At 52.9% G+C, this 25,417-nt stretch carries 20 protein-coding genes; 16 read left to right on the top strand and 4 right to left on the bottom strand.

All coding sequences use genetic code 11. The features are described from left to right. Positions 1 to 53 precede the first annotated feature (53 nt). The gene (locus JFL75_RS08200; protein ID WP_215626197.1) at positions 54 to 851 is read right to left on the bottom strand and encodes an IclR family transcriptional regulator; all 798 of its coding nucleotides are present in this window, start codon (positions 849 to 851) and stop codon (positions 54 to 56) included. Between the two features lie 273 nt (positions 852 to 1,124). Here JFL75_RS08200 and JFL75_RS08195 point away from each other — a divergent pair, with 273 nt between their 5' ends. Genes JFL75_RS08195 through JFL75_RS08170 form a run of 6 tightly spaced genes read left to right on the top strand, consistent with a single transcriptional unit; the run spans position 1,125 to position 8,667 of the window. Further along, a complete protein-coding gene (locus JFL75_RS08195) occupies positions 1,125 to 2,798 on the top strand; it encodes a thiamine pyrophosphate-dependent enzyme (RefSeq protein WP_215626196.1) in 1,674 nt (557 codons plus the stop codon). 22 nt (positions 2,799 to 2,820) lie between these two features. Beyond that, complete coding sequence (locus JFL75_RS08190) at positions 2,821 to 4,212, top strand: ABC transporter substrate-binding protein (RefSeq protein ID WP_215626195.1); 1,392 nt, start codon at positions 2,821 to 2,823, stop codon at positions 4,210 to 4,212. Positions 4,213 to 4,271: 59 nt separating this feature from the next. Then, a complete protein-coding gene (locus JFL75_RS08185) occupies positions 4,272 to 5,144 on the top strand; it encodes a carbohydrate ABC transporter permease (RefSeq protein WP_215626194.1) in 873 nt (290 codons plus the stop codon). Positions 5,145 to 5,147: 3 nt separating this feature from the next. Beyond that, complete coding sequence (locus JFL75_RS08180) at positions 5,148 to 5,960, top strand: carbohydrate ABC transporter permease (protein ID WP_215626193.1); 813 nt, start codon at positions 5,148 to 5,150, stop codon at positions 5,958 to 5,960. An 11-nt stretch (positions 5,961 to 5,971) separates the two neighbouring features. Further along, positions 5,972 to 7,372 carry an FAD-dependent oxidoreductase gene (locus tag JFL75_RS08175; RefSeq protein WP_215626192.1) on the top strand — a complete coding sequence of 467 codons (1,401 nt, stop codon included), beginning with the start codon at positions 5,972 to 5,974 and terminating at the stop codon, positions 7,370 to 7,372. Between the two features lie 2 nt (positions 7,373 to 7,374). After that, positions 7,375 to 8,667: an iron-containing alcohol dehydrogenase gene (locus JFL75_RS08170; protein WP_215626191.1), complete on the top strand. Its 1,293-nt coding sequence runs from the start codon at positions 7,375 to 7,377 to the stop codon at positions 8,665 to 8,667. 52 nt (positions 8,668 to 8,719) lie between these two features. Here JFL75_RS08170 and JFL75_RS08165 read toward each other — a convergent pair whose 3' ends face one another. Beyond that, entirely contained in the window at positions 8,720 to 9,739 is a 1,020-nt protein-coding gene (locus JFL75_RS08165) for a ketopantoate reductase family protein (RefSeq protein ID WP_215626190.1), read from the bottom strand. Between the two features lie 299 nt (positions 9,740 to 10,038). Between JFL75_RS08165 and JFL75_RS08160 the strand changes: the two genes are divergently transcribed. Continuing rightward, entirely contained in the window at positions 10,039 to 12,207 is a 2,169-nt protein-coding gene (locus tag JFL75_RS08160) for a methyl-accepting chemotaxis protein (RefSeq protein ID WP_215626189.1), read from the top strand. 151 nt (positions 12,208 to 12,358) lie between these two features. Here the strand turns inward: JFL75_RS08160 and JFL75_RS08155 are convergent, their stop codons facing one another. Next, entirely contained in the window at positions 12,359 to 13,351 is a 993-nt protein-coding gene (locus JFL75_RS08155; protein WP_215626188.1) for a peptidoglycan DD-metalloendopeptidase family protein, read from the bottom strand. A 288-nt stretch (positions 13,352 to 13,639) separates the two neighbouring features. Between JFL75_RS08155 and JFL75_RS08150 the strand changes: the two genes are divergently transcribed. After that, the gene (locus tag JFL75_RS08150; protein ID WP_215626187.1) at positions 13,640 to 15,604 is read left to right on the top strand and encodes a response regulator; all 1,965 of its coding nucleotides are present in this window, start codon (positions 13,640 to 13,642) and stop codon (positions 15,602 to 15,604) included. Positions 15,605 to 15,615: 11 nt separating this feature from the next. Then, positions 15,616 to 16,542, top strand: a complete 927-nt coding sequence (locus JFL75_RS08145; protein ID WP_215626186.1) for a DUF1848 domain-containing protein — start codon at positions 15,616 to 15,618, stop codon at positions 16,540 to 16,542. Between the two features lie 70 nt (positions 16,543 to 16,612). On the opposite strand, the gene JFL75_RS08140 is transcribed toward JFL75_RS08145, so the two are convergent. Next, positions 16,613 to 16,873, bottom strand: a complete 261-nt coding sequence (locus JFL75_RS08140) for a cyclic nucleotide-binding domain-containing protein (RefSeq protein WP_215626185.1) — start codon at positions 16,871 to 16,873, stop codon at positions 16,613 to 16,615. 239 nt (positions 16,874 to 17,112) lie between these two features. Between JFL75_RS08140 and JFL75_RS08135 the strand changes: the two genes are divergently transcribed. The 7 genes from JFL75_RS08135 to JFL75_RS08105 all read left to right on the top strand — a co-directional run bounded on the left by JFL75_RS08135 (position 17,113) and on the right by JFL75_RS08105 (position 25,387). Continuing rightward, complete coding sequence (locus JFL75_RS08135; protein ID WP_215626184.1) at positions 17,113 to 17,835, top strand: ATP-binding protein; 723 nt, start codon at positions 17,113 to 17,115, stop codon at positions 17,833 to 17,835. Positions 17,836 to 17,914: 79 nt separating this feature from the next. Next, the gene (hcp, locus tag JFL75_RS08130) at positions 17,915 to 19,465 is read left to right on the top strand and encodes a hydroxylamine reductase (RefSeq protein ID WP_215626183.1); all 1,551 of its coding nucleotides are present in this window, start codon (positions 17,915 to 17,917) and stop codon (positions 19,463 to 19,465) included. Positions 19,466 to 19,625: 160 nt separating this feature from the next. Further along, positions 19,626 to 21,392: an oleate hydratase gene (locus tag JFL75_RS08125; protein ID WP_215626182.1), complete on the top strand. Its 1,767-nt coding sequence runs from the start codon at positions 19,626 to 19,628 to the stop codon at positions 21,390 to 21,392. Between the two features lie 51 nt (positions 21,393 to 21,443). After that, positions 21,444 to 22,229: a glucose-1-dehydrogenase gene (locus tag JFL75_RS08120; protein ID WP_215626181.1), complete on the top strand. Its 786-nt coding sequence runs from the start codon at positions 21,444 to 21,446 to the stop codon at positions 22,227 to 22,229. A gap of 118 nt (positions 22,230 to 22,347) precedes the next feature. Further along, positions 22,348 to 22,980 (top strand): flavodoxin family protein, encoded by a 633-nt coding sequence (locus tag JFL75_RS08115; protein WP_215626180.1) that lies wholly within the window; start codon positions 22,348 to 22,350, stop codon positions 22,978 to 22,980. Between the two features lie 25 nt (positions 22,981 to 23,005). Further along, the gene (locus JFL75_RS08110) at positions 23,006 to 25,084 is read left to right on the top strand and encodes a glycoside hydrolase family 3 C-terminal domain-containing protein (protein WP_215626179.1); all 2,079 of its coding nucleotides are present in this window, start codon (positions 23,006 to 23,008) and stop codon (positions 25,082 to 25,084) included. A 129-nt stretch (positions 25,085 to 25,213) separates the two neighbouring features. Then, positions 25,214 to 25,387 carry a hypothetical protein gene (locus JFL75_RS08105; protein ID WP_215626178.1) on the top strand — a complete coding sequence of 58 codons (174 nt, stop codon included), beginning with the start codon at positions 25,214 to 25,216 and terminating at the stop codon, positions 25,385 to 25,387. Positions 25,388 to 25,417 lie beyond the last annotated feature (30 nt).

Genomic DNA, 25,417 nt, shown 5'->3' with positions numbered 1-25,417 from the left:
TTGTACGGTCTCTTGCTTATCGGATCAATCGCCGCGGCGGCGTATGGCGGTTCTTACAACTCACATCCCAATTCCCGGGACGCCTGTACCGAAATATCCTTGAGATACTTGATGATTTCATCCATTTTCCGCAGATCCAGACGGGTAATCGGGGCGGAAAGACTTATCCCCGCGATAACCGCGTTTGAGAAATCCCGGACCGGGACGGCGACACAGCGGACCCCATCCTCGCATTCTTCATCATCGACGGCGTATCCCTGTTCCCGGATTTTCACTATCTCCCGCTTAAGCGATTCCATGTCCGTAATAGTATGTTCGGTGTATTTGCCGAGGCCGTACCGTTTCTCCAGTTCCGAGAGCCGGGAATCGGAATAATTCATGAGATGAAGTTTGCCCACGCCGGTGGCGTGCATCGGGGCTATCCGTCCGATCCGCTGGAGGGTCTGGAGCATTCTTCCGGGCCCTTCCTCGGTGGCGATATACACCATCTGCATATCGTGCTCTATGCACAGCGACGCGGACTCATTGAACGTTCTCGCTATTTCCTTTACGTATTTTGACAGCGAACTCTGGAAGGGAAAATTATCCTTTGCCCGGGAGCCGAGTTCCGCCAGTTTTAGGGTGAGGTAATAACATTGGGTGTTGGGATCGTGGCCCACATATCCAAAATCGATATACGTATTCAGGAAACGGAGCAGGGTGCTTTGGGGCATATTCAGTTTTTGGGCTATGTCCTGCAGCCGGGCGGCGCCGTTGATGGTGGTCATCCCCTCGAGTATATGCAAAGCCTTTCTCAGGGACTGGTTTTTTTTCGTCCCTTCGCTGTTTTTCTTAACCGTCTTTTCCTGCATGGCTGAATCCTGATCATCTCCCGTGATAAATCTTTAATCCGTTTGTTACTATACCCGTTTTTTCCTGATCTGTAAAGGATATAAATATCAAAATTGTATTTTAAATATTAGAATTTATATATAAAAAAAGATACAAATATCTCAAAAACATTTAAAAAATATTTTTCTTGACAATATTTATGAAGCGGATGTACAATTTTAAAAATCAATTCCAATATTTAAAATTAAAAGAAAGATTAAATACTTCAGAATAATTTTTGAACAGGGGGCACTATGCAAATTGCGCAGGTCATCGTCGAAATTCTTAAAAAGGAAGGCATAACCGATGCCTTCGGGATTCCCGGGGCGGGCATTAATCCGGTCTATAAATATCTTAAGGAAACGCCGGAAATTCACCATTATCTTATGCGCCATGAGGAAGCGGCGGTCCATGCCGCTGACGCGTATTACCGCGCGTCGGGAAAAATGGCCCTGGCTATCTGTACTTCCGGCCCGGGGGCGACAAATTTTGTAACCGGCATATATACGGCGTGGATTGACTCGGTGCCGCTGATTGCCATCACCGGCCAGGGTAATTCCTCCCAGCTGGGAAAGGGCGCGTTCCAGTGCGTGGATATTGCCGCCATCGTTAAACCGGTATGCAAGAAATCGTACTGTGTTTTGGACGCTTCCCGGATCGCCGAAACCCTGCGGGAAGCCTTTGCCGAAGCCCGGTCCGGCCGGCCCGGGCCGGTGCTGATCGATCTTCCTTTGGATATCCAGATGGCGGATATTGAATTCAATATAGCGGACTATACCCCGGTGGTTCCGGGAAAAGCCAAGCCCGATCAGCAGCTGATTAAAAAAGCCGTTTCGCTCCTGGACGCGGCGGAAAATCCCGTCATCGTTATGGGCGGCGGAACCGTATCCGCGGGCGCCGAGAAACAGCTGCTGGAATTTGCGGAATTTATGAATATTCCGGTAATAACAACCTATATGGCCAAAGGCGGCCTTCCGGAAGCCCATCCGCTGAACGCCGGACAGATGGGTATTCAGGCAGGGGCAAGTTCCAGCGGAAACCAGATTTTCCTTGAATCGGATGTGGTCCTCGGGGTAGGGTGCCGTTTTACGGACCGCCATACCGGCGCGCTGGGTGTATACAAAGGCGACCGGCGGTTTATCCATATTGATATCGATCCAAATGAAATCGGAAAACTCATCGAACCCGAAGTCGGTATCGCGGCGGACGCGGCGGAAGCCGTCCCGGCCCTGCTGCAGGAAGCCCGCAGCACGGGATCGGCCCGGAAAGGATCACCCAGGGTTGGTGCGATTCCGCTCCGGAAAAAGAACGCCGAGCGGAAGTGGAACAACGCTGGTGAGGTAATAGATCCCCGGGATGTTTTCGGGTACATCAATTCGGTTTTTAATGATGAAACGTATTTCACCACCGGCTGCGGCCTGAATCAGATCTGGAGCGGCCAGTACCAGAAAATAAACCGTCCCCGGAAATACCTTCCCAGCGGCGGAGCGGGAACCCTCGGCTTTGATATTCCCGCGGCCATAGGCGCCAGCGTCGGAGCCGGAAAACAGAAAGCCGTCTGTATTATGGGTGACTTCGGATTTACCTTCCTGGTTGAGGAACTGGCGGTGGCGGCGAAATATGAACTCCCCATTGTGGTGATTATTCTGAACAATGCGTACCTCAGTCTCATCCGGCAGAACCAGAAGTACGCGTATAAATACGAATATGAAGTCGCCATGAAGGAAAATAAGGATTTTATCAATTACATACAGGTAGCCCAGGGATTGGGATGCCAGGCTGAACGGGTTTTTACCTACGAGGAAATTCAGCCTGCCCTGGAACGGGCCGCCGCCGCGGCTAAGCCCTATGTGGTTGAGATCATTGTTGAGGATGCTACGGATTGCAATATGGGAAATGATATTGCCCATATCAATATGTTTGCCTAAGTACAGGTATAAGGAGAGTGCTATGAAAATCAAAAGAATGGTTTTGGCTGCAGTACTGATGATTGTATCACTGCTGTTTAGTACTGCTGTTTTTGCGGGGGGAAGTACGGATTCTTCCAAGATTAATCTGACTTTCTGGACAGCACTGACCACAACCGCGGACAAGGAAGTTCACGCGGCGCTGATCGACCAGTTCCAGAAGGAAAATCCGGATATTACGGTTACGGCGGAATATGTATCTCACAAAGACTGGTATACCCGGCTCATGACATCGGTGACTTCCGGTGACAGCCCGGACATGGTGCTCTGTGACCAGTCGGAAATCTCCTGGATGTATTACCAGGATATGCTGTCACCGATGAACGATGTGCTGAAGCGTATCGATCCGTCGGGTACGGACTTCGTCAGCGGAAAAGCCTCGATTGAATCCTGCCAGACACCGGACGGAAAGGTCTGGGGAATTCCCTTCTCAACAAATATCAACGCCATCTGGTTCCGCAAGGATGTCCTGGCCAAGGCCGGTATTGATCCCAATTCTATAAAGACCTGGGATGATCTGTACAATGCCAGTGTGAAGACAAAGGGAAACGGGCTGACAGCGATGGGTATGGCTCTTGCGCGGGAAGCCGCTTATCAGCAGCTTCTTATCTGGACCAATGCCAACGGCGGTAATTTCTTTGATGAAGAAACCGGCGCGTATCTCCTGGATATTCCTTCCGAACGGCAGAAGGTAGCGGAAGCGCTCCAGTATCTTAAGAAGCTCAATGATACGGGTATGTTCCCTTCGGGAATCAGCAACTGGATGTGGGTCGATTACCGGACCGCCATGGCAAATGGTGAACTGGTATTTACCTCATCATGGGCCGGGGATGTCGGTGTCGCCGCTGATATAAATCCGTCCATGCTTGATAACCTCGGTGTTATTGTACACCCCGCGGGGCCGAGCGCCGCTGACTATCCTCCCTATCATGACGCAGGATTGTGGGCATGGGGTGTTTCGAAAACCGACAGCAATGCGCGCCTGGAAGCCGTTAACAAATGGGTAGAGTTCTTCTTCCGCCCGGAAAACGTATCCCTGGCATGCGCCGCCAGACCGGTGTACAATCTCCCGCTGCAGCGCAGTGTTCTTGAATCCGATTCGTTCTATAAAGATCCTGTGACGCAGAAATTCAGAAGCCATATTAATTACCTGTTTGAGAACGCCCTGCCTACGGCACGGCGGGTCGGCTTTGAAGCGGGACCGTCCATTATCGCGGGACAGATTTCTTCACAGCTTTTCCTGAGTGATGCCGTGCAGAATTATCTTTTCAACAACTGGACCCTTGACCGGACCATGGAGTTTATCGACACAAGCCTAAAAAGTTTAATGAAGGAATTTGATTACCCCCTGGAAGGTCCTTTTGCGAAAAAGTAGCACATGATTTTTCCTGCCCGGGCGGATGGTAAATCCGTCCGGGATTAAGGCGGTATTGTATGAAACTTGATAAACAGGCAAGAACAGGTTATTTGTTTTTTCTCCCTGCGCTGCTGGTTTTTATTTTGTTTGTGGGTTATCCCTTTGTGTATACGGTGACCCTGAGCTTCCGTGACTACAACTGGTTTACGAAGAAAAATAACTTCGCCGGTCTTTCAAATTATATTAATCTCTTCAAAGACCCGACGTTCTGGAACGCCCTGGGCAGGACAATCCTGTACACCGCGGGCACACTGCTCGGTCAGGTCCTTCTGGCGCTGACCATAGCGATAATTCTCAACGCGCCTTTCAGAGGTATCAATGTTCTCCGTTCCCTCTATATTCTTCCGTGGATTCTTCCTACGGTGGTGACCGCCCTTGCCTGGCGGATGATGCTCCATGAACGGTGGGGCGCGATTACTTATATTCTGCAGATACTGCGGATAACACCGGAACGGGTCGCGTTCCTGGCAAATACGAATACTGCGCTCGTATCGGTAATGACCGTGAGTATATGGCGGGGCTTTCCCCTTATAATGGTAGGATTTATCGCGGCTCTCCAGTCGATCCCTTCCGATATTTATGAAGCCGCTGTTATAGACGGGGCTTCTCCCTGGAAGCAGCTCATCAGTATAACCCTGCCGCTTCTCAAGAAGATGGTGGCGATTATTATTCTTTTCAGGACTATCTGGATTTTCAACGACTTTGACCTGATCTGGCTTATGACCCGCGGCGGGCCGGCATCTGCGACGGAAACCCTGCCGATTTACGTGTATCAGCGTTCTTTCGGTTCTTATAAATTCGGTGAAGCCGCGACTATCGCAATGACCATGTTCCTGGTTCTCGCGTTCTTCAGCAGCCTGTATTTCAAGATGATTAAGGATGAGGAGTAATTTATGCGCTGGAAAAGATTTCTGATAGCGTTCATACTTATGCTGATCATTATTTTCCCCCTAGTAAATGTGCTGCTTACTTCCTTCAAGCCTTCGAATGAAATTTTCCAGGTGAAGTACCAGTTTATTCCCTCAAAATTTACTTTTCAATGGTACCAGGAAGTTTTTGTACGGACACCGATAACGAAAAATATATTCAACAGTTTTATCGTCGCCATCGGAACAATGTTCGTAAACCTGATTGTGGTAACCACCGCGGCCTTCGGGCTTTCACGGTATACGTTCCCGTTTAAAAATACCTTAAGCAAGATGGTTATTTTTACGTACATGTTTCCGTCCATACTGCTCGTTCTGCCGCTGTACCTCATCATTGGAAAAATGGGACTGATAAATAAATATCCGGGGCTGGGAATCGCCCACCTCACGTTTACCATTCCCTATGGTATCTGGCTGCTGAAAGGCTACATGGATACTATTCCCAAATCCATTGATGAATGCGCGACCATTGACGGCGCCGGTCCGGTCAGGATTTTCCTCCAGATTATAGCGCCTCTGGCGGGGCCCGGTATCGCTTCGGTGATGACCTATACCCTTATCTCATCATGGAACGAATACCTGTACGCTTCGGTTATCATGTCCGGCCAGCTAAAAACACTGCCGGTAAAGATTTCGGAGTTTATCATGGAAACGAGTGAGATCAGATGGGGAACGGTTATGGCGGCGGCCTGTATTGCACTGCTGCCGGTAACGATAATATTCCAGTTCCTGCAGAAGGATTTTATAAAAGGCCTGACCGCAGGATCGGTTAAAGGATAAGGAGCAACAGTATGGAAAAAGGAAATCTTTTCCTGGGACCTGATTTACAGTACGGCGCCGATCTTCCGGTTTTGGGTGAATACGATGTTATTGTTGCCGGCGGAGGTATGGCCGGTGTCGCCGCCGCGGTCGCCGCCGGCCGTACCGGCGCGAAGACCTGTCTGGTGGAACGGCTCCAGACTGTGGGCGGTATCGCCACTGCCGGTCTTATGAATCTGTTCTATACACCCTATGAAGTTATGTCCGGTTTTGGCAGGGAGCTTTTTTCGGTTCTTGAGTCAAAGGGCGGCGCCGTAAAAGGCGAGACCGTCCCCTTTGACCAGGAACTCTGTGTTTCCGAGTTCTTCAGATTCCTCAGCGAGGCGAAGGTAGATTTGTTTCTGGATACCTGGATATGCGGGGTAAGCAAAAACAGCGCCGGAGACGTGGACGGTCTTTTGGTGGTTAATAAACCGGGGATGGGTATTCTTAAGGGAAAGCGGATTGTGGACGCTACCGGGGACGGCGACGTTTCATTTTACACCGGGTTCCCCTATGAGCAGGGCAGGGCCGAAGATCATAAGATGCGGCCTTTGACGCTGCTGTTTACCGTGGGCGGTATTGACTGCCGGAAGTTTCTTGATTATGTAAAGGAAAACCCCGGTGAATTTTCCCCTGATCCCAACCAATGTATTGTCAATGAGGAAACCGGGGAGATCCGTGTTTTCGGTTTTTTCAGCATTGTTGAGAAAGCGAAGAAAGCCGGGTATCTCTACGATTCCTGCAATTATTTCAGGATCGAGGCCATGTTCCCCGAACGGGGGACTGCCACGATAAACACCATCCGGGTCTACGATTCCGACGGTACCAGAAACAGCGATATTGTTTCCGCTGTGGTGGAAGCCCGGCGGCAGCAGAGCAAGATCATGGAGTTTGTCCGTATGTTTATTCCCGGTATGGAAAAATCCTTCCTGACATCCACGGGACAGATTATCGGAGTCAGGGATACCCGGAGGATTGTCGGTGAATTATACATGACGGAGGATGATATTGCCGCCGGCCGTGACTGGCCAGACAGCATCGGATACTGCAAAGGCAGACAGACCTTGGGCCACCAGGGCGAAGGCCATTCCCCGGACGGTACCGAAGGATCGGAAAACGATTATGCCGTGCGGCAGGCTGTCGGCCGGATGGTGAGTTTCAAGATTCCGTACCGGATCCTTATTCCGAAGGGTTCCAAAACCGTTCTTCTTGCGGGAAGAAACGTTTCCTGCGATTTCCTGGCGCACAAGCATCTCCGCAATCAGCCGGCGTGTATCACCACCGGCACCGCCGCGGGTATTGCCGCCGCCGTATCCGCCGGGGACAATACTGCGGTGGGGGACGTTGATCTGAGTAAAATCAGAAATTACCTTGGCGACAGCGAGTATTGAGTATGAATAACCTATTCAAGCAGGCAGAGTCTCTGCTTTCCGCGTGGAAGGGTGAATCGTATACCTTCGGATGGGATATCCTGGACCGGATCGGGCCGGCCGTTTCCCGGTATGGAACCAACGCCCTTCTCGTCTGCAATACAACGTACCTGAAACCCGTGGCTGACGCGGTCAGCCGGTCTCTGGCGGCCTCCGGTGTTTCCCTGGCCGGAAACCTGATTGTCCCTGAGGCGGGACCAAACGCCCCCCGGGAGGATGTGTACCGGATTGAAAGCTATATTCTTCACCATAAACCTGACTGCATCATCGCGGTAGGCGGAGGGTCCGCAATAGACGCGTGCAAAGCGGCCAATATTCTGGCATGTCTCGGCAGGGACTGCGACGCGGATATTGAGGCTTATTTTGGAACGGGCCTCGTCTCGGATGCCCTGCGGAAAACCGGCAATACCCTGCTGCCCCTCATCGCGGTTCAGACATCCGCCAGTTCCGGTTCCCATCTTACAAAATATTCCAATGTGACCGATATGGTTACGGGACAGAAAAAACTGATTGTAGATGACGCCATCATACCCGCGGCTGCTCTCTTCGATTACGCCGTTACCGCTTCCATGCCCGCGGCGGTCACCATCGACGGCGCCCTCGACGCCATAGCCCATTGTTTTGAGGTTTTCGCGGGAGCTGATGAGACGAAATTCGATCTTGCCGCGTCCATTGCGGACTGCGCCGTTGCCCTGACGGTAGAATACGCTCCCCGGATTCTGAAAAACCCCAATGACGCTGAAGCGCGTACCGCCATCGGAATGGCTACGGATCTCGGCGGCTACGCTATTATGGTGGGCGGAACCAACGGCGCCCATCTGACGAGTTTTTCCCTGGTGAACCTAACCAGCCACGGAAAAGCCTGCGGCATCATGAATCCCTATTACGCTGTTTTCTTTTCTCCCGCCATCGAAAAACAGCTGCGGCGGATCGGCGGAATATTTTCTGATGCCGGATATATTACGGAGGACTTGAAAGGCCTCAGCGGAAAAGCGCTCGGTATAGCCGTTGCCCGGGGCATGATAAACTTCGGTAAAGCGATAGGCGCACCGGTCACCCTCGGCGAACTTCCGGGTTTCAGTGAGGACTATATTGTCAAAGCCCTGGACGCAGCAAAAAATCCCCAGCTTGAAATGAAACTGAAGAACATGCCCGTACCGCTGACTCCGTCACTGGTAGATGAGTACATGGCACCGATTCTCTGCGCGGCGGTCAGCGGAGACTTCTCCGTTATCCGTATCATGCAGGATATGTAAATAAAAACCCGCTGAAACATAATACCTGACCGCCGCCGCTCTATTCCGGCGGTCAGGAAATCCCGGAAAACCGCGCCAGGTTGTCCATGGAAGGCTTTATGGTTCCCGCCTCAATGGCGTGAATTATTTCCGCGGTTTTGTCGTTGAACGGTGTGGGTACTCCGGCTTCCCTGCCGGCCCGGCTTACCGCGCCGTTGATGGCATCGACTTCCGTTGGTTTTCCGTTTTCAATATCCTGAAGCATGCTGGGTTTAAGCCTGCGGTGCTTCTTCATTGCCGCGGGAAGCAGCATAAACGCGATTCTGCGTTTTAACCCGCCGCGGTAATCAAAGAGCAGTGAGAGATTTTTACCCTGGAGGGGCTCCAGTTTTATTCCCGCCGCTTTGGCGGTGTCAAAGCATTCCTTCATGACCCGGTGGGCCGCGGACCGGGCTTCCTTATTGTCCACCACTTCCCCGAAGGTGCATCCCAGGGCGGTTGCCATACCGCTGAAGGTGGCGTTTATCAGAAGCTTCGTCCACCGGGCACCCATAAAATTTTCATCAATATCGACATGGCCCATAATTTCCAGAATGTTTTTTATTTCCCGGACCGTATCATCCACCGGGCCCGTGAGCCGCCCCAGGCTGAAGGAGAGGCTTTCGTGGTCCGGTTCGGAGGTAAGTTCCGCCACCCCCGGTCCGAGAAGGGTCGCGCCCCAGCCGATGGTACAGCCTAATGTTTTTTCCGCTCCAATAATCGACGCGATCAGCGGTTCGGGAATGCCGTTCTGCATGGAACAGATAACCCCGTTTTCGGAAAGGAAGGGGGCAAGGAAACGAACGACGTTTTCGTTATCCAGCTGCTTTGTCAGGAGGAAAATCACATCGTAGGGACCGGTCATCTCCTCGGGCAGCAGCGCCGTTACCGGAACGGTAAACTCCACGGTTCCCGTAACCCGGGCCCCGTTTTTCCGAAGCGCCTCAATATGCGCGCGGTTGCGGTTGACCAGGTCCGCGGCGGTCCCTGCTTTGGTAAGATACGCCCCCAGAATTGTTCCCAGGGATCCTGCTCCGTAAATTGCAATCTTCATGGTTCACTCCGTTTAAAGGCTGCTGCAGACACTATAGTTTTTAATGACAATAACTGTCTAGAGTGTCATGGAAAAACAGTTCCGCGGCCTCAAACCGCGGCCGGCCCGGAAACCGGTAAAATTACATTTTTTTATGTCAAAACCTTGATAATCCCTGTCAATAAGCTAAAATTATGAAAAGATTGAAAAATATATTAATTAAATAGTAAAGCTCTACTTTTGTTCATCCTTCCGCATAGCTTACTGCTAAATAATTGTTTCTTGTTGTAGAGAATATTTAAAAAAAATCGGAGAATACTGTGAAACTGAAATTCAGATTAAGCGGAATCGTAACGTTGCTGATGATTGTCGTTGTTGCGTCAATATCAACAATGATATTGATGCGTTCCCGGACACTGCAGCGGGCCGCGGCAAGGGAAAGTATTATCAATCTTACCGGAAAGTACGCCGAAACCATGTCCCGGGAGCTGGAAGTTTACATTGACGCCGCCCGTACGGTGGCGCAGATTTTGGACAGCACCGAAATTTTTGAAGCGGGCAGACGGCGGGAAACCTATAACGGCATTATGCTAAGCGTGCTGGAGTCCAATCCGAATTTTGTAGCCATAGCGGGCGTATTCTATCCGAATCTCCTTGACGGCCTCGATGCTCAGTACGCAAACACTCCGGGAACCGACGCTTCCGGGCAGTATATTTCCTGGTATACCCGGGAAACCAACACCGGCCAGGTGGAATTCAGGGCGTATACCGATTACCGGGAAATACTGGCAAAACTGAACGGGGAGTTAATCCTCGACCCGGTCTTCCGCACAATCCAGGGGCGGAAAACCATGGTGGTGGATGTCTGGTCTCCCGTTGAGCGGAACGGGGAAATCATCGGCGGTGTGGGAATAACCGTCAGTATTGAGTATCTGCAGCGGACCGTCGCCGGAATACACCCCTATGACGAAGGATTCGCAGCCATGTTCAGCAACAGCGGTATTGTGGCGGCACACTACAATGAAAAAAATCTGGGCCTGCAGATGCGGGACACGGAACGGGAACTGCAGGGCGGTAATATCAATACTTTAGCCGACGCTGTCCGGGACGGACGGCCCGTCGATTATATAATCACCGAATCAAATATGAAAATAGTTGAGGCGCCCTTTACGGTAGGCCATACCGACACCCCCTGGGGCTTCATGATTGCCGTACCCTATGACCGGGTCTTTGCGCCTCTCAGGGAAATAACCCAATTTACCATTGGCCTTGGCATAGGCGCTGTGCTGATACTTATGTTCGTGATATACTTTATCATCAGCAGAGTCATGAAACCGATTGTATATATGGCCTCACTGCTTAAGGATATTTCCGAAGGGGAGGGGGATCTTACAAAGTCCCTGGATATCCATTCCAAAGATGAAATCGGCGACATGGCCCATTATTTCAACCTTACTATCGAAAAGATCAAGAATGTTATTGTGGTAATAAAAAGCCAATCCTCAGATCTGTCCGATATCGGAACGGATCTGGCGTCGAATATGACCGAGACCGCCGCCGCGGTTAATGAGATAACCGCGAACATACAGGCTATCAAAGGCCAGACCATCAACCAGTCTTCGAGTGTAACCGAAACCAATTCGACCATGGAACAGGTTGTGTCAAATATTGAAAGGCTCAATGACCATATCGAAAGCCAGGCCGCCGGTGTCGCCCAGTCATCTTCCGCCATAGAGGAAATGCTCGCGAATATCTCCAGCGTGACCCAGACACTTATGAAGAATGAGGAAAACGTCAAAGAATTAACCGAAGCTTCTGATGTCGGGCGGAGCAGCCTCCAGGGAATGTCCGTGGATATCCAGGAAATATCCAAGGAGTCCGAAGGCCTGCTGGAAATAAACGCGGTGATTGAAAACATCGCGAGCCAGACCAACCTGCTTTCAATGAACGCGGCCATAGAAGCCGCCCATGCGGGGGACGCGGGTAAGGGGTTCGCCGTGGTTTCCGATGAAATCCGGAAACTTGCGGAATCATCCGGAGAACAGTCGAAAACGATATCCGTGGTTTTAAAACGAATAACGGAAAATATTGATAAAATTTCCCTGTCCGCCGAAGAAGTGCTGAAACGGTTTGAAGCCATGGATACCAGGATCAAAACCGTGGCGGAGCAGGAAGAAAATATCCGCAACGCCATGGAAGAACAGGGCCGGGGGAGCCAGCAGATCCTTGAGGCCATTGAGGACCTCAACGTAATTACCCAGCAGGTTAAAACCGGGTCCGAGGAAATGCTCCAGGGCAGTAAGGAAGTTATCCACGAGAGTGAAAATCTGGGACGGGTGACCGAGGAAATATCCAACGGAATGAACGAAATGGCCACCGGCGCCGATCAGATTAATGCCGCGGTAACCCGGGTCAATGAAATCAGCGAAGAAAACAAAGGCCATATTGAAACCCTGGTTAAGGAGATTTCCCGGTTCAAGGTTGAGTAGCGGAAAAAGCGTAATGGGGCATGGCGATGCCGCGGTCATTACCTCGGGGTCCTGAAGAATCGCCGATAGTGATTCCATGTCGCCGGTGTTTATTTCCCGGGTATACAGCCGATGGGTTTCGTAAATAATCGGGGTGTTCATACAGGATAGTTCAGTTCATCAGAAGACGCGGATTAACGGTGACCCCGTTTTTGTAGACCGTAAAATGCAGATGGGGACCTGTGCTCAGGCCGGTGCTTCCGGCATCGCCGATATGGTCACCGGTGCGGACGTAGTTTCCGGCTTTGGTGCGGATAACGTTCAAATGGGCGTACAGGGTCCGGTATCCCGAATGGTGGCTGATGACGACGTGGTTTCCCATGATGTTGTCATATCCCGTGGATATGACCCGCCCGGACATGGCCGCCTTGATGGGTGTCCCGGTGGCGGCCCGGATATCAATCCCCGTGTGGAACTGGCGGACCCCGGTAAAGGGACTGCCGCGGTATCCATACGGTGACGTGATATAACCCCGGACAGGCCAGATGAACAGATCGCCGTTTATTTCCTGAAGTTCGACACTCTGCATCCGGGCACCGGGAATAAAAAGCGCGGTTCCGGCGTTGGCGGATTCGGAGAATAATTCATTTGCCAGGATGATGGTTGATGAATCGGCGCTGTATTTTTCGGCAATTCCCTGCAAAGTTTCTCCCGCTTTTACCGTATGGAGCACCCCATCCTGATTAGGTATTCTAAGGGCCTGTCCTATCTGGATGAGCCGGGAATTCTTTATATCATTCACGGAAATCAGCGTATCCTGATTTAACCCGAAATCAGCCGCCAGTTCACCGATCATATCCCCCTGCTTAACGGTATAGGCCGTATACAGTATCGGCTGCGGCCGTGAATACGCTTCCGGTTCGGGGATCCCCGAAATCAGGTAATCCGATTCCGGCGGTACGTCGAGGCTTTCCAGGTTTTCAGGGTACTGCATCCCCATACCGTAGAGCGGATCTTCTATATCCGCGGTAAGGGTTTCCTTTGGAAGTGAAACCGGGGTTTTAATCGTGTCGGCCAGACCGGAGGGGAGTAAAAAATATACCAGTGAGCAGGCATAAACAACCCAGAAAACGCTTTTTAAGAAACCCCTGCCGGTTTTCCCCATTAACGACCACCTCGTTTTACGCCAATTTCCTGCCGTAAATTTAAGAAATTGACCTAAAATTTATATAGCGAATCGTAAAAAAAAACAAGACACCCAGCCGCTAAGCATGGAGAATACCTGTCTGGGCAGCCGGTATGGGATATCGCGGTCGTTTCCCGGTATTTTTTCGATTATTCTATAAATTTTTCTTATTAAGAACTAGATTTGGTGTATTTTAATAAAGTATACTTTAAGTCAGCTATTTATTTGCGCTGCGTCAATCCTGTCATAAATGCGAAAGGTTGTCCAATGGAATCTGTTCAAAAAAAACTGAGTAACGACAGCTTCATAAAAATTCTCCGCGGAATGGATGTCCAGCTGCTTGTTACGGCACCGGATACGGATCATATTATATTTATCAATGATAAAATGAAAAAAGGCTACGCCATCGACTACGATCCTACGGGCCAGCCATGCTGGCAGGCGCTCCACGGATACAATAGCCGGTGTGAGTTCTGTCCGCTTCAGCAGCTTTATGAAAAACCCGATACGCCCATTGAATGGGATTACCGGCACGAACGCACCGGGCGGTGGTTCCACAACCGGGAATCGATGATCGAATGGACCGACGGCGCGCTGGTTCATATGCAGCAGGCCATGGATATCACCGGCAGGAAAAAACTGGAAGAGGATCTGGTCGCCGCGAAGGATCAGGCTGAATACGCCAGCAAAACAAAGGGTGATTTCCTTTCCAGGATGAGCCATGAAATCAGAACGCCCATCAATGCCATCATCGGTATGACGGGCATTGCCTTAAAAAGTGACAGTATCGAACGGATCCGGGAGTGTCTGGGCAGCATCGACGATGCCTCGGTTCATCTGCTGGGTGTGATCAACGATATCCTGGATATGTCCAAAATAGAGGCGGGAAAATTCGATCTGTCGAATTCCGATTTCGTGCTGGAGTACATGCTGCAGCGGGTAACGAATGTCAATAATTTCCGTTTTGAACAGAAGGGGCAGCATTTTACCATCCTGGTGGATACCGATGTCCCCACCTCCATTGTCGCGGACCAGCAGCGCCTTGCCCAGGTAATAACGAACCTGCTTTCGAACGCCGCAAAATTTACCCCCAACGGGGGCCGAATTACCCTGTCGGTCAAATCCCTGGGAGAGGAAGACGGGTACTGCACTCTGTGCTTCGAAGTAACCGATGAAGGAATCGGTATGACCGAAGAAGAGCAGTCCCGTCTGTTCCGTTCATTTGAGCAGGCCGACGGCAGTATCACCCGGCGTTTCGGCGGAACCGGCCTGGGGCTGGCCATTTCAAAAACCATTGTCGAAATGATGGACGGATCAATATCGGTCCGTTCCGTTCCGGGAAAAGGTTCCGGTTTTACCTTTACCATCCGGGTTAAGCGGGGGTTCGCCACGCGTTCCAGCCACCTGAGCCCCAACGTGGACTGGAGCAAGGTCCGGATCCTGGCGGCGGACGGCTCCGAAGATGTGCTCCGGTATTTCGACGCGATCACCGATTCCCTGGGTATCGCGTGCGATACCGTACGGTCAGGACAGGCTTCTCTGGAAAAAATCCGGGAACAGCCTTACCAGGTGGTTTTTGTGGATTGGCTTCTGCCGGATATGACCGGAATGGAACTGGTCGGGAAAATCAGGGCCCAATCCGCTGAACCCGTCTCCGTAATTATGGTATCCGCCGGGGACCGCGCGAACGCTGAAGAAGCCGCTTCGGCGGGAATAGAATATATTATCTCAAAGCCGCTGCTGCCTTCGCCGATTATTGACTGCATCAACCGATGCTTCGGGGAACGGACAAAGCCGGTGGACCAGCTCCAGGCCAACGGTATATCCAATGCCGATATTTTCCTCGGGAGAAGACTGCTTCTTGTGGAGGATGTGGAAGTAAACCGGGAGATTATCAAAGCCATGCTGGAAGAAACGGGCATAGAAATTACGGAAGCCGAAAACGGCCAGACCGCCTGCGGACTCTTTGACGAGAGCGGCGGCGATTACGATCTGGTTTTTATGGATATTCACATGCCCCTTATGGACGGATATTCCGCGACCCGGATTATCAGGAGCAAGACCCATATACCGAGGGCCGCGGCCATTCCCATAATAGCCATGACCGCCAACGTCTTCCGGGAGGACATCGACCGCTGCCTGGAAGCGGGCATGAACGACCATATCGGAAAACCGGTTAACGCCGATGAGATGATTGCCAAGATGAAGCAGTACGTGCCGGTCGGGCGCTGACAGGGAGCCGTATGATCCTCAGTGTATCCCGGCGTACGGATATACCCCGTTTTTATTTTGACTGGTTCCTCCGCCGCCTTCGGGAGGGGTATGCCCTGGTGCGCAACCCCATGAACCGCCGTCAGGTCAGCCGGGTTTCCCTGTCGCCGGAAACCATTGACTGTATCGCGTTCTGGACAAAGAATCCCGAACCCATGTTTCCGGAGCTTACGGCCCTCGATCCGTATCCGTACTTCATACAGTTTACGGTCAATGCCTACGGAGAGGATATTGAAGGGGGGCTTCCCAAAAAAGCCCGGCTTCTGGACACCTTCAGAAAACTCTCCGGTACTATCGGCGCCGAACGGACCGTATGGCGCTACAGTCCGGTGCTGCTTGGCCGCGGCTACACCCCCGACCATCACCGCACGTATTTTGAGAAGTTCGCCCGCCATCTGGAGGGCCGCACGGAACTGTGCCGGATCAGCTTCCTCGACCTGTACGCGAAAATAACACCCCGGATGAATGCCATGGGCATAACGGATGTTCCGGAGCAGGAAAAACTCAGGCTGGTCCAGGATTTTGCTGAAATAGGGAAAGCCCACGGGATAAGCCTGGGGGGATGCGGAAACCTGGACCTTGCCGCCGCCGGTCTCAAGCCCCTGGGCTGTATCGACGCGGCCCTGGTTTCCCGCGTAAGCGGCCGGAGCATATCCCCGGGAAAAGACCCTGGACAGCGGACCGAATGCTACTGCGTCCCCAGTGTGGATATCGGTTCCTACAATACCTGCAGGAACGGCTGCGTGTACTGCTACGCAAACCATTCCCACGACAGCGCGTCAGACAAAGCCGGAACCTACGACCCGGATTCTCCCATGCTCTGCGATTATCCCCGGCCGGATGACCGTATTACGGAACGGCGCCTGGGCAAACCCGCGGCGGGGCCGGAACTCTTTTAGGAAATCTTTATAACCTTCGGAATCCTTTCCCCTCAAGGTGTAGCAGTTCCTGTCGTATTCCAGAAGCCCGTCATCCCGCATCCGGGAAAGCTCCCGGCCCCATAACGGAAAAAATGGATTTGTTCCCCCAGAGATCCTCTTTGACCATGTGAATGCTTCCCTCCAGGACGAGCCCGGCGTAGCGGATGTCGTCTCCGGAGAAGGAGAGAAACTGTCCCTTGCGGTATTCTTTTTCCCGGGCGCCCAGACATTTCAGGACCGCCGGGATATCCTCGGTCCGGATATGCCCGAAGAGGGGGAACTGTCTCAAAACCGCTGCGGATACGTTCATATCTGAAAAATACTTAAATTTTTCTTGTGCTGCAACTGCAACGGTTCTTCGGTCTGCATGCACCGGATTAATCCTGCTTTCATTGGTTTTCACTCCTTTCCGTTTATAGTAACCCCGGAAAAAAATCTGTATGTTGCATCTGCAACATACTTGGAACCATAATACAAGTATTATATATAAGAAGGGAACGGAGAGGCGTCCATTCAAATAATCTGAAAACAGGAAGCAAGGAGAGCTTTATGATACGGAAAATCATCAGGATTGACGGGGAGAAGTGCAACGGCTGCGGCCTCTGTGCCGCTGCCTGTCATGAGGGGGCGATTGCCATGGAGGATGGCAAAGCCCGGCTCATCCGTGACGATTACTGTGACGGTCTGGGAGATTGCCTCCCGGCCTGTCCAACCGGAGCTATCAGCTTCGAGGAGCGGGAAGCCGCGGACTACGACGAGGACGCTGTACGGAAACACCTTGCCGCCCGGAACGCAGGACAGCCCGAGGCGCTGTTTTCCGGCTGTCCCGGAAGCCGGATGGCAATTCTCAAGCGGGAAGAGAAAGAGCGGATCAAGAATTCAAACCCTTCCGGGGAAGCGCTTCCCAGCCGCCTGGGCCAGTGGCCGGTGCAGATCAAGCTCGTTCCGGTAAACGCCCCGTATTTTAAGGATGCCAACCTGCTCATTGCCGCGGACTGTACCGCCTTTTCCTTTGGGAATTTCCATGAACGGTTTATGAAAAACCGGATCACCCTCATCGGCTGCCCAAAACTGGATGACGGGGATTACGCGGAAAAGCTTACGGAAATTTTCAGACAGAACGATATCAAAAGCGTTACGGTGGTCCGCATGGAAGTTCCCTGCTGCGGCGGTATTGTCCAGGCGGTGAAGACCGCCCTGCAGAAAAGCGGTCGGACTATTCCCTGGCAGATACATACCATCTCCGTCAGCGGCGGAATTCTGGAAGACTGAGTTTTTTGCGCCGAATCATTTTTTGATTTTACCGTGATTTTTACCTATTCTTTATAGTATGTAAAAAAAGGAGTATAAAATGTTTTGTTTTCAGTGTGAACAGACCGCGGGCGGAAAGGGCTGCACCGGCAAAGCCGGGGTGTGCGGCAAACCGGATCATACCGCCGTTCTGCAGGATGCCCTCACCGGGGCGCTCATCGGACTTGCGCGGGCGTCAAAAGGAAAAAGCCCCGGGGCTGCCGCGGACAGCGCGGTAATCGACGGCCTCTTTACCACCGTAACCAATGTTAACTTTGACGATGAATCCGTACGGAGCCAGATTTCACGGGTGCTTATGGAAAAGGAAGCCCTGGGAGCAAAGGCTGAAGATTACGACATGGCTAGTCTCTGGGAATCTGACGAGGATATCCGGTCTCTCAAGACCCTGATCCTTCTGGGGCTCCGGGGCATGGCCGCCTACGCACATCACGCCGCGGCCCTGGGCTATACCAATCCCGAGGTGAACGGTTTCTTCTACAAAGCCCTGCTTGCAATCGGCGGCGAGGGGACTATGGAAAGCCTGCTCCCCCTGGTAATGGAAACCGGTCAGGTTAATTTAAAATGTATGGAACTTCTGGACAAGGCCAACACCGAAACCTACGGCACACCGGTTCCGGTGACGGTCCCTCTGGCCGTGGAGAAGGGGCCATTTATCGTTATCAGCGGCCATGATCTCCATGACCTCAAACTCCTCCTGGAACAGACCAAGGGCAAAGGCATTAATATATACACCCACGGGGAAATGCTTCCCGCCCACGGATATCCCAAGCTTAAGGAATACCCCCATTTAAAGGGAAACTTCGGCACCGCCTGGCAGAGTCAGCAGAAGGAATTTGACGGCATTCCCGCGCCGGTACTTTTTACCACCAACTGCCTCATGCCGGTCAGGGACAGTTACCGGGACCGGATTTTTACCACCGCGGTGGTTGCCTATCCCGGCATGGTTCACATCGGAAATAAAAAGGATTTTACCCCGGTGATCGACAAAGCCCTGGAGCTGGGGGGCTATACGGAAAACCATCCCATGACCGGGATAAACGGCGGCACGGAAGTGACCACGGGGTTCGGCCACGGTACCGTACTGGGCGCGGCCGAGAAGGTCATCGGGGCCGTAAAATCCGGGGATATCAAACATTTCTTCCTGGTGGGAGGCTGCGACGGAGCCAAGCCCGGCCGGAACTACTACACCGAATTCGTGAAAAGCACCCCCAAGGATACGGTGATTCTGACCCTGGCCTGCGGCAAGTACCGGTTCAACGATCTGGACATCGGCGAGATCGGCGGGCTTCCCCGGATCATGGATATGGGGCAGTGCAACGACGCGTACAGCTCCGTCAAAGTAGCATCAGCTTTGGCGGATGCCTTCGGCACCGACGTAAACGGCCTTCCCCTGACCCTGGTCCTTTCATGGTACGAACAGAAGGCGGTGGTGATTCTTCTTACCCTGCTGGCTCTGGGTATTAAAAATATACGCCTCGGCCCGACGCTCCCGGCCTTTGTGTCTCCCAACGTACTGAACTACCTGTCGGAGAATTTCAGCCTGACCCCCATCGGAACTGCCCGGGAAGATCTGGAAAAAATTCTGGCGTAACAGGGTCCGCATATCCGAAGCCGGCCGGAAGGCCGGTTTTTTTGTGTCCGGTATTTTTCGGGAAGTATTTGGCGGTTTGACAATGAATAAAAATACGCTTAGGCTTTAATTATACGATTAAATTAGGTATTAAAGATAATAAATAAAAAAGAGGTCCATTATGTATCACAGTAACGGAAATTTTGAAGCCTTTGCGCGCCCGGTAAAACCCGAAGGGGTGGATAATAAATCCGCATATCTTATCGGCGGAGGGCTGGCGGGTCTCGCGGCAGCGGCCTTCCTGGTACGGGATGCCCAGATGAAAGGGCAGAATATCCATGTTCTGGAACAGCTGAAAATCCCCGGGGGAAGCCTGGACGGTATCTGCGAGCCCCAGGGCTGGGTCATCCGGGGCGGCCGGGAAATGGAAAACCACTTCGAATGCCTGTGGGACCTTTTCCGTTCGATCCCATCTCTGGACGTAAAAGACGCTTCGGTTCTGGATGAATTCTACTGGCTCAACAAGAAGGACCCCAACTATTCCCACATGCGGGCCACTATTGAAAAGGGCAAACCCGCGCCGGATCTGGGGAAATTCACCCTGGACGAAACGGCTACCAAGGAAATGGTGGAACTTATCCTCGCCACGGAAGAATCCCTGAACGACAAAAAAATCAATGAGGTCTTCGGCAAAAATTTCTTCAAATCCAATTTCTGGCTTTACTGGCGGAGTATGTTCGCCTTTGAGGAATGGCACAGCGCCATGGAAATGCGCCGCTACGTTATGCGTTTTATCCATCACCTGGACGGACTCCCCGATTTATCCGCCCTCAAGTTCACCAAGTACAACCAGTACGAATCCCTGGTGCTGCCCCTGGTGGACTACCTCAAAAAGAACGGCGTCCAGTTCATGTTCAGTACTATTGTAAAGGATATTGAAATGGATCTTTCCGGGGGTAAAAAGACCGCCAAAAAAATCCTCTACACCCAGGACGGCAAGGACGGTTCCATCAATCTTACGGAAAACGATCTGGTCTTCGTAACCAACGGCAGCATCACCGAAAGTTCTTCCCTGGGGGACCACAAAACCCCGGCGAAACTCAATTCCTCCCCCGGCGGCAGCTGGGGCCTCTGGCAGACTCTGGCTGCCAAAGATCCTGCCTTCGGCAAACCGGCGAAATTCTGCGGGGACATTCCCAAGACGAAATTCATCTCCGCCACCATAACCACCCTGGACGACAAGATTCCTCCTTATATAGAAAAAATCTGCAAACGGGATCCCTTCGCTGGAACGGTGGTTACCGGCGGGATTGTTACCGTCAAGGATTCCAGCTGGCTCTTAAGCTGGACTTTGAACCGGCAGCCCCATTTCCACAAGCAGGGAAAAAATGAACTGGTGGTATGGTTCTACGCCCTGTTCAATGATGTTCCCGGTGATTACGTCAAGAAAACCGCCAGCGAATGTACCGGCATCGAGATCGCTCAGGAATGGCTTTACCACATGGGCGTTCCCGAAAACCAGATTCCCGAACTGGCGGAGAAATCCACCAACACCGTGCCGGTGATGATGCCCTACGTCATGTCCTATTTCATGCCCCGGCGGATAGGCGACCGGCCGCTGGTTGTTCCCCAGGGAAGCGTAAATCTTGCTTTTATCGGAAACTTCTCCGAGACCGAGCGGGATACGGTATTCACCACGGAGTATTCGGTACGCACCGCCATGGAAGCGGTCTATACGCTGCTCAATGTGGACCGGGGTGTACCTGAAACCTTCGCGTCCGCCTTCGATCTCCGTATCCTTCTCTCCGCTTCCCATGAATGGCTGGACAAGAAGAAGATCACCGAAATCAAACTGCCCTTTATCCTGCGGTGGCTGGAACACAAGGGACTGGAAAAGGCCAAGGGGACCTTCATTTACGAAATGCTGGAAAAATCCGGACTGGTATAAAAATCTTATTTGTCCCGGTTCGCCGGGGCTTTTCTTACAAAGGTAAAAAACGTGTACGATGATTTGAAAGGTAAGGCCGCGGTGATCACCGGCGGTTCCAGGGGGCTGGGCAAAGCCGTGGCCGAACGCTTCGCCCGGGAAGGGATTTCCGTGGTGGTAGATTACCATTCGGACAAGGCCGGCGCTGATCAGGCTGTCCGGGATATCCGGGCTATAGGCGGGAATGCCGTGGCGGCCCAGGCGGACATCAGTACCGAAGAAGGTGTCCGCAGCCTTCTGGATGCTTCCATCGCCAATTTCGGGCGGCTCGACATCTGGGTAAACAACGCCGGGGTGGAGAACCAGGTTCCCACCCATGAGATGTCCCTGGAAAACTGGAACACCGTCATTGGGGTTAACCTCACGGGGGTGTTCCTCGGTTCAAAATACGCTCTGGAATATTTTCTTGGCCGCGGTGTTCCGGGGAATATCATCAACATGTCTTCGGTGCATGAGATCATTCCATGGCCAACCTTCGCCCATTACGCCGCCAGCAAGGGCGGGGTGGGGATGTTTACCAAAAGCATCGCCATGGAGTACGCGTCCCGGAATATCCGGATCAACGCCATTGGGCCCGGGGCAATGAATACTCCCATCAATGCCGAAAAATTCTCCGACCCGAAGGCGCTTAAGCAGACCACGGATATGATTCCCATGAAAAGAATCGGCGATCCCGAAGACGCGGCCGCGGCCGCCGCCTGGCTCGCTTCGGCTGAATCGAAATACGTTACCGGAATAACCCTCTATGTGGACGGCGGCATGACCCTGTACCCGTCCTTTCAGGACGGCAAAGGCTAATATTCAAGTTCCGTTCCGTTTTTATTCTTAAATCCGCGTCATTTTATACCGCTGGAATTCTTGCATAATTCCGGAACTCTGTTATAGTAAAATTAAGTCTGTAACAGAGGTAGAATATATGAAGGTATTGCTGGTAAACGGCAGCCCCCGCGAACGGGGCTGCACCTATACGGCCCTGGAAGAAGTTTCCCGGACCATAAAACACGAAGGTGTCGACGCGGAAATATTTCACATAGGAAATAAACCCCTTTCCGGATGTATTGCCTGCGGAAAATGCCGGGAGCTCCGCCGCTGCGTATTCAGCGATACGGTGAACGTCTTCCTGGATATGGCCGGGACAGCGGACGGTTTTATTTTTGGTACTCCGGTCCATTACGCCGCCGCTTCCGGGGGGATCACGTCCTTCATGGACCGGGCGTTTTACGCCAACGGGTCCTCCGGGAGAAATCTTTTTTTCCTCAAACCCGCCGCCGGGGTGGTTTCCGCCCGGCGGGCCGGGACAACCGCTGCCTTTGACCAGCTGATTAAGTACTTTACCATTTCCCAGATGCCCGTGGTTTCATCCCAGTACTGGAATATGGTCCACGGATCCACCCCCGAAGATGTGGTCCGGGATCTGGAGGGACTCCAGATCATGCGGACCCTGGGGCGGAACATGGCCTGGCTTCTCAAATGCCGGGACGCCGGGATCAAGGCGGGCGTACCATTCCCGGAACAGGAACCTCCGGCCAGGACGAATTTTATCCGTTAGTTCAGCATGTTACGGAGGGGGCTGTATGAAGCAATATGAAAAGAAAGCCAAAGAACTTGCGGCGCAGATGACCGTGGAAGAAAAAGCCGGTCTCTGCAGCGGGAGCGACTTCTGGCATACGAAAGGTGTAGAACGCCTGGGCCTTTCCCGGATAATGGTTACCGACGGGCCCCATGGCCTGCGCAAACAGGAAGGCAGCAGCGACCATCTGGGGATAAACCGGAGTGTCCCGGCCACCTGTTTCCCCACCGCCGCGGCCACGGCTTGCAGCTTTGATCCGGCGCTGCTCCGGGAAATCGGAGAAGCCCTGGGGGAGGAATGCCTCCAGGAGGATGTGGCTGTCATTCTGGGACCCGGGGTCAATATCAAGCGCAGCCCCCTCTGCGGCAGAAATTTCGAGTATTTTTCCGAGGACCCCTGTCTTACGGGTCAAATGGCCGCGGCTCTGATCGAAGGTATCCAGAGCAAAGGCATCGGTACCAGCCTCAAACACTACGCGGTAAACAACCAGGAAACCCGGCGGATGGTCATTGACGCAGTCGTTGATCAGCGCGCGCTCCGGGAAATTTATCTGGCCGGTTTTGAAACTGCCGTAAAACAGGCCCGGCCCTGGACCGTGATGTGCAGCTACAACCAGGTTAACGGTGAATTCGCCAGCCAGAATAAAACGCTGCTCACGGACATTCTCCGGACGGAGTGGGGCTTTAAAGGTTCTGTGATGACCGACTGGGGGGCAACGGTGGACCGGGTCCAGGGACTTGCCGCCGGGCTTGACCTGGATATGCCCTACACCGGACCTGCCAGCGATGAAGCCATCATCGCGGCGGTTGCCGAAGGCCGGCTCCGGGAGTCAGTATTGGACACCGCCGCAGTCAGGATCATCTCCCTGCTCCTGGCCGCGAAGGACAGCCGGAAGCCGGGATATACCTATGACGGAGACGCCCACCACGAACTCGCACGGAAAGCGGCTGCCCAATCTGCGGTGCTTCTGAAAAACGATGGGGCCGTTCTTCCCCTGGATAAAACAAAAAAAATCGCGGTCCTCGGGGTGTTCGGAAAAACACCCCGGTACCAGGGAACCGGCAGCAGCCGTATCAACCCCCGGCAGGTGGACAATCTCTGCGGTATCCTTGAAGCGCGGGGAATACCCTTTACGTACGCGCCGGGGTATATTTCCGAAGATGACCGGCCGGATCCGGGGCTGATCGAGGCGGCGGTTTCCGCTGCAAGGGAAGCGGAAGCGGCGGTGGTCTGTATCGGCCTCCCGGAATCCTATGAAAGCGAGGGCTTTGACCGGGACCATCTTCGCCTCCCGGAAAGCCATATTGCCCTTCTTGAAGCCGTCTCCCGGGTCAATCCCAATACGGTGGTTCTCCTTTCCGGGGGAAGCGCTGTGGAAATGCCCTGGTTGGCCCATGCCAAAGCCCTGCTGATGCTGTACCTGGCGGGCGAGGCCGGCGCGGCGGCGTCAGCGGATCTGCTCTTCGGTGACGCCAATCCCTGCGGCAAACTGGCCGAAACCTTTCCCCGTAAGCTGGAGGATAATCCCAGCTTCAGAAATTTTCCCGGGGGAGAAAAAACGGTAGAGTACCGGGAGAGTATTTACGTGGGATACCGGTACTATGACGCGGCGGAGGCGGATGTACTCTTTCCTTTTGGGTATGGCCTGTCGTACACCGCCTTTGAATACGGCGATCTCACGGTATCCCAGGCTGGCGGTTCTGTGACGGCCTCGGTCCGCGTAAAAAACACCGGAACCAGGGCCGGAGCCGAAGCCGTTCAGTTTTATGTGTCTCCAAAAAACACGAAGGTTTTCCGTCCCGTCCGGGAACTCCGGGCCTTCGGAAAGGTTTACCTTCAGGCAGGGGAGGAGAAAAACCTTTCCGTTACCCTGGGGCCCAGGGCTTTTGCGTATTACAATCCGCAGAAGGGTGAATGGATTACGGAGGCCGGGGAATACATTCTGGCCGCGGCAGCCTCCAGCAGGGATATCCGCTGCACGGCGCCGGTCTCCATTGACGGAGCTGTTCCGCCGGATATTCCGGTTCCCGATGAATATAGCCATCCCGGCTTTCCCCTGGAGATTTCCCGGGAAGCCTTTTAGGAACTCTGCGGAAAACCGCTGCCGGCCCAGAACCGCGTTCCCGGTGAACCCTATACCGTTAATACCACCCTTGGGGAAATTGCCGGGACCAAGGCCGGAGCCGTCCTTCTGGAGCAGATTGGGCGGAACATGGGAACCGTTATGGAAAGCGGTTCCGGTGATGATGGGATAAGCCGGATGGTGCAGCGGATGCTGGGAGACCTACCCCTCAGGGCTCTGATTATGTTCAGCCAGGGGATGGTGACCCCGGAACATATCCAGGGTATACTGGCTGCAGCCAACGCGGAAACAGGCCAGACCTAGATCAGCCGTTAAGACCGGCGGAGTCAATGT

It is taken from the genome of Breznakiella homolactica, from assembly GCF_016616095.2.
GTDB classification, from domain to species: Bacteria; Spirochaetota; Spirochaetia; order Treponematales; family Breznakiellaceae; genus Breznakiella; species Breznakiella homolactica.
The sequence above is the reverse complement of the archived record's forward strand: the minus strand, read 5'-3'. Positions and strand labels throughout refer to the sequence as shown.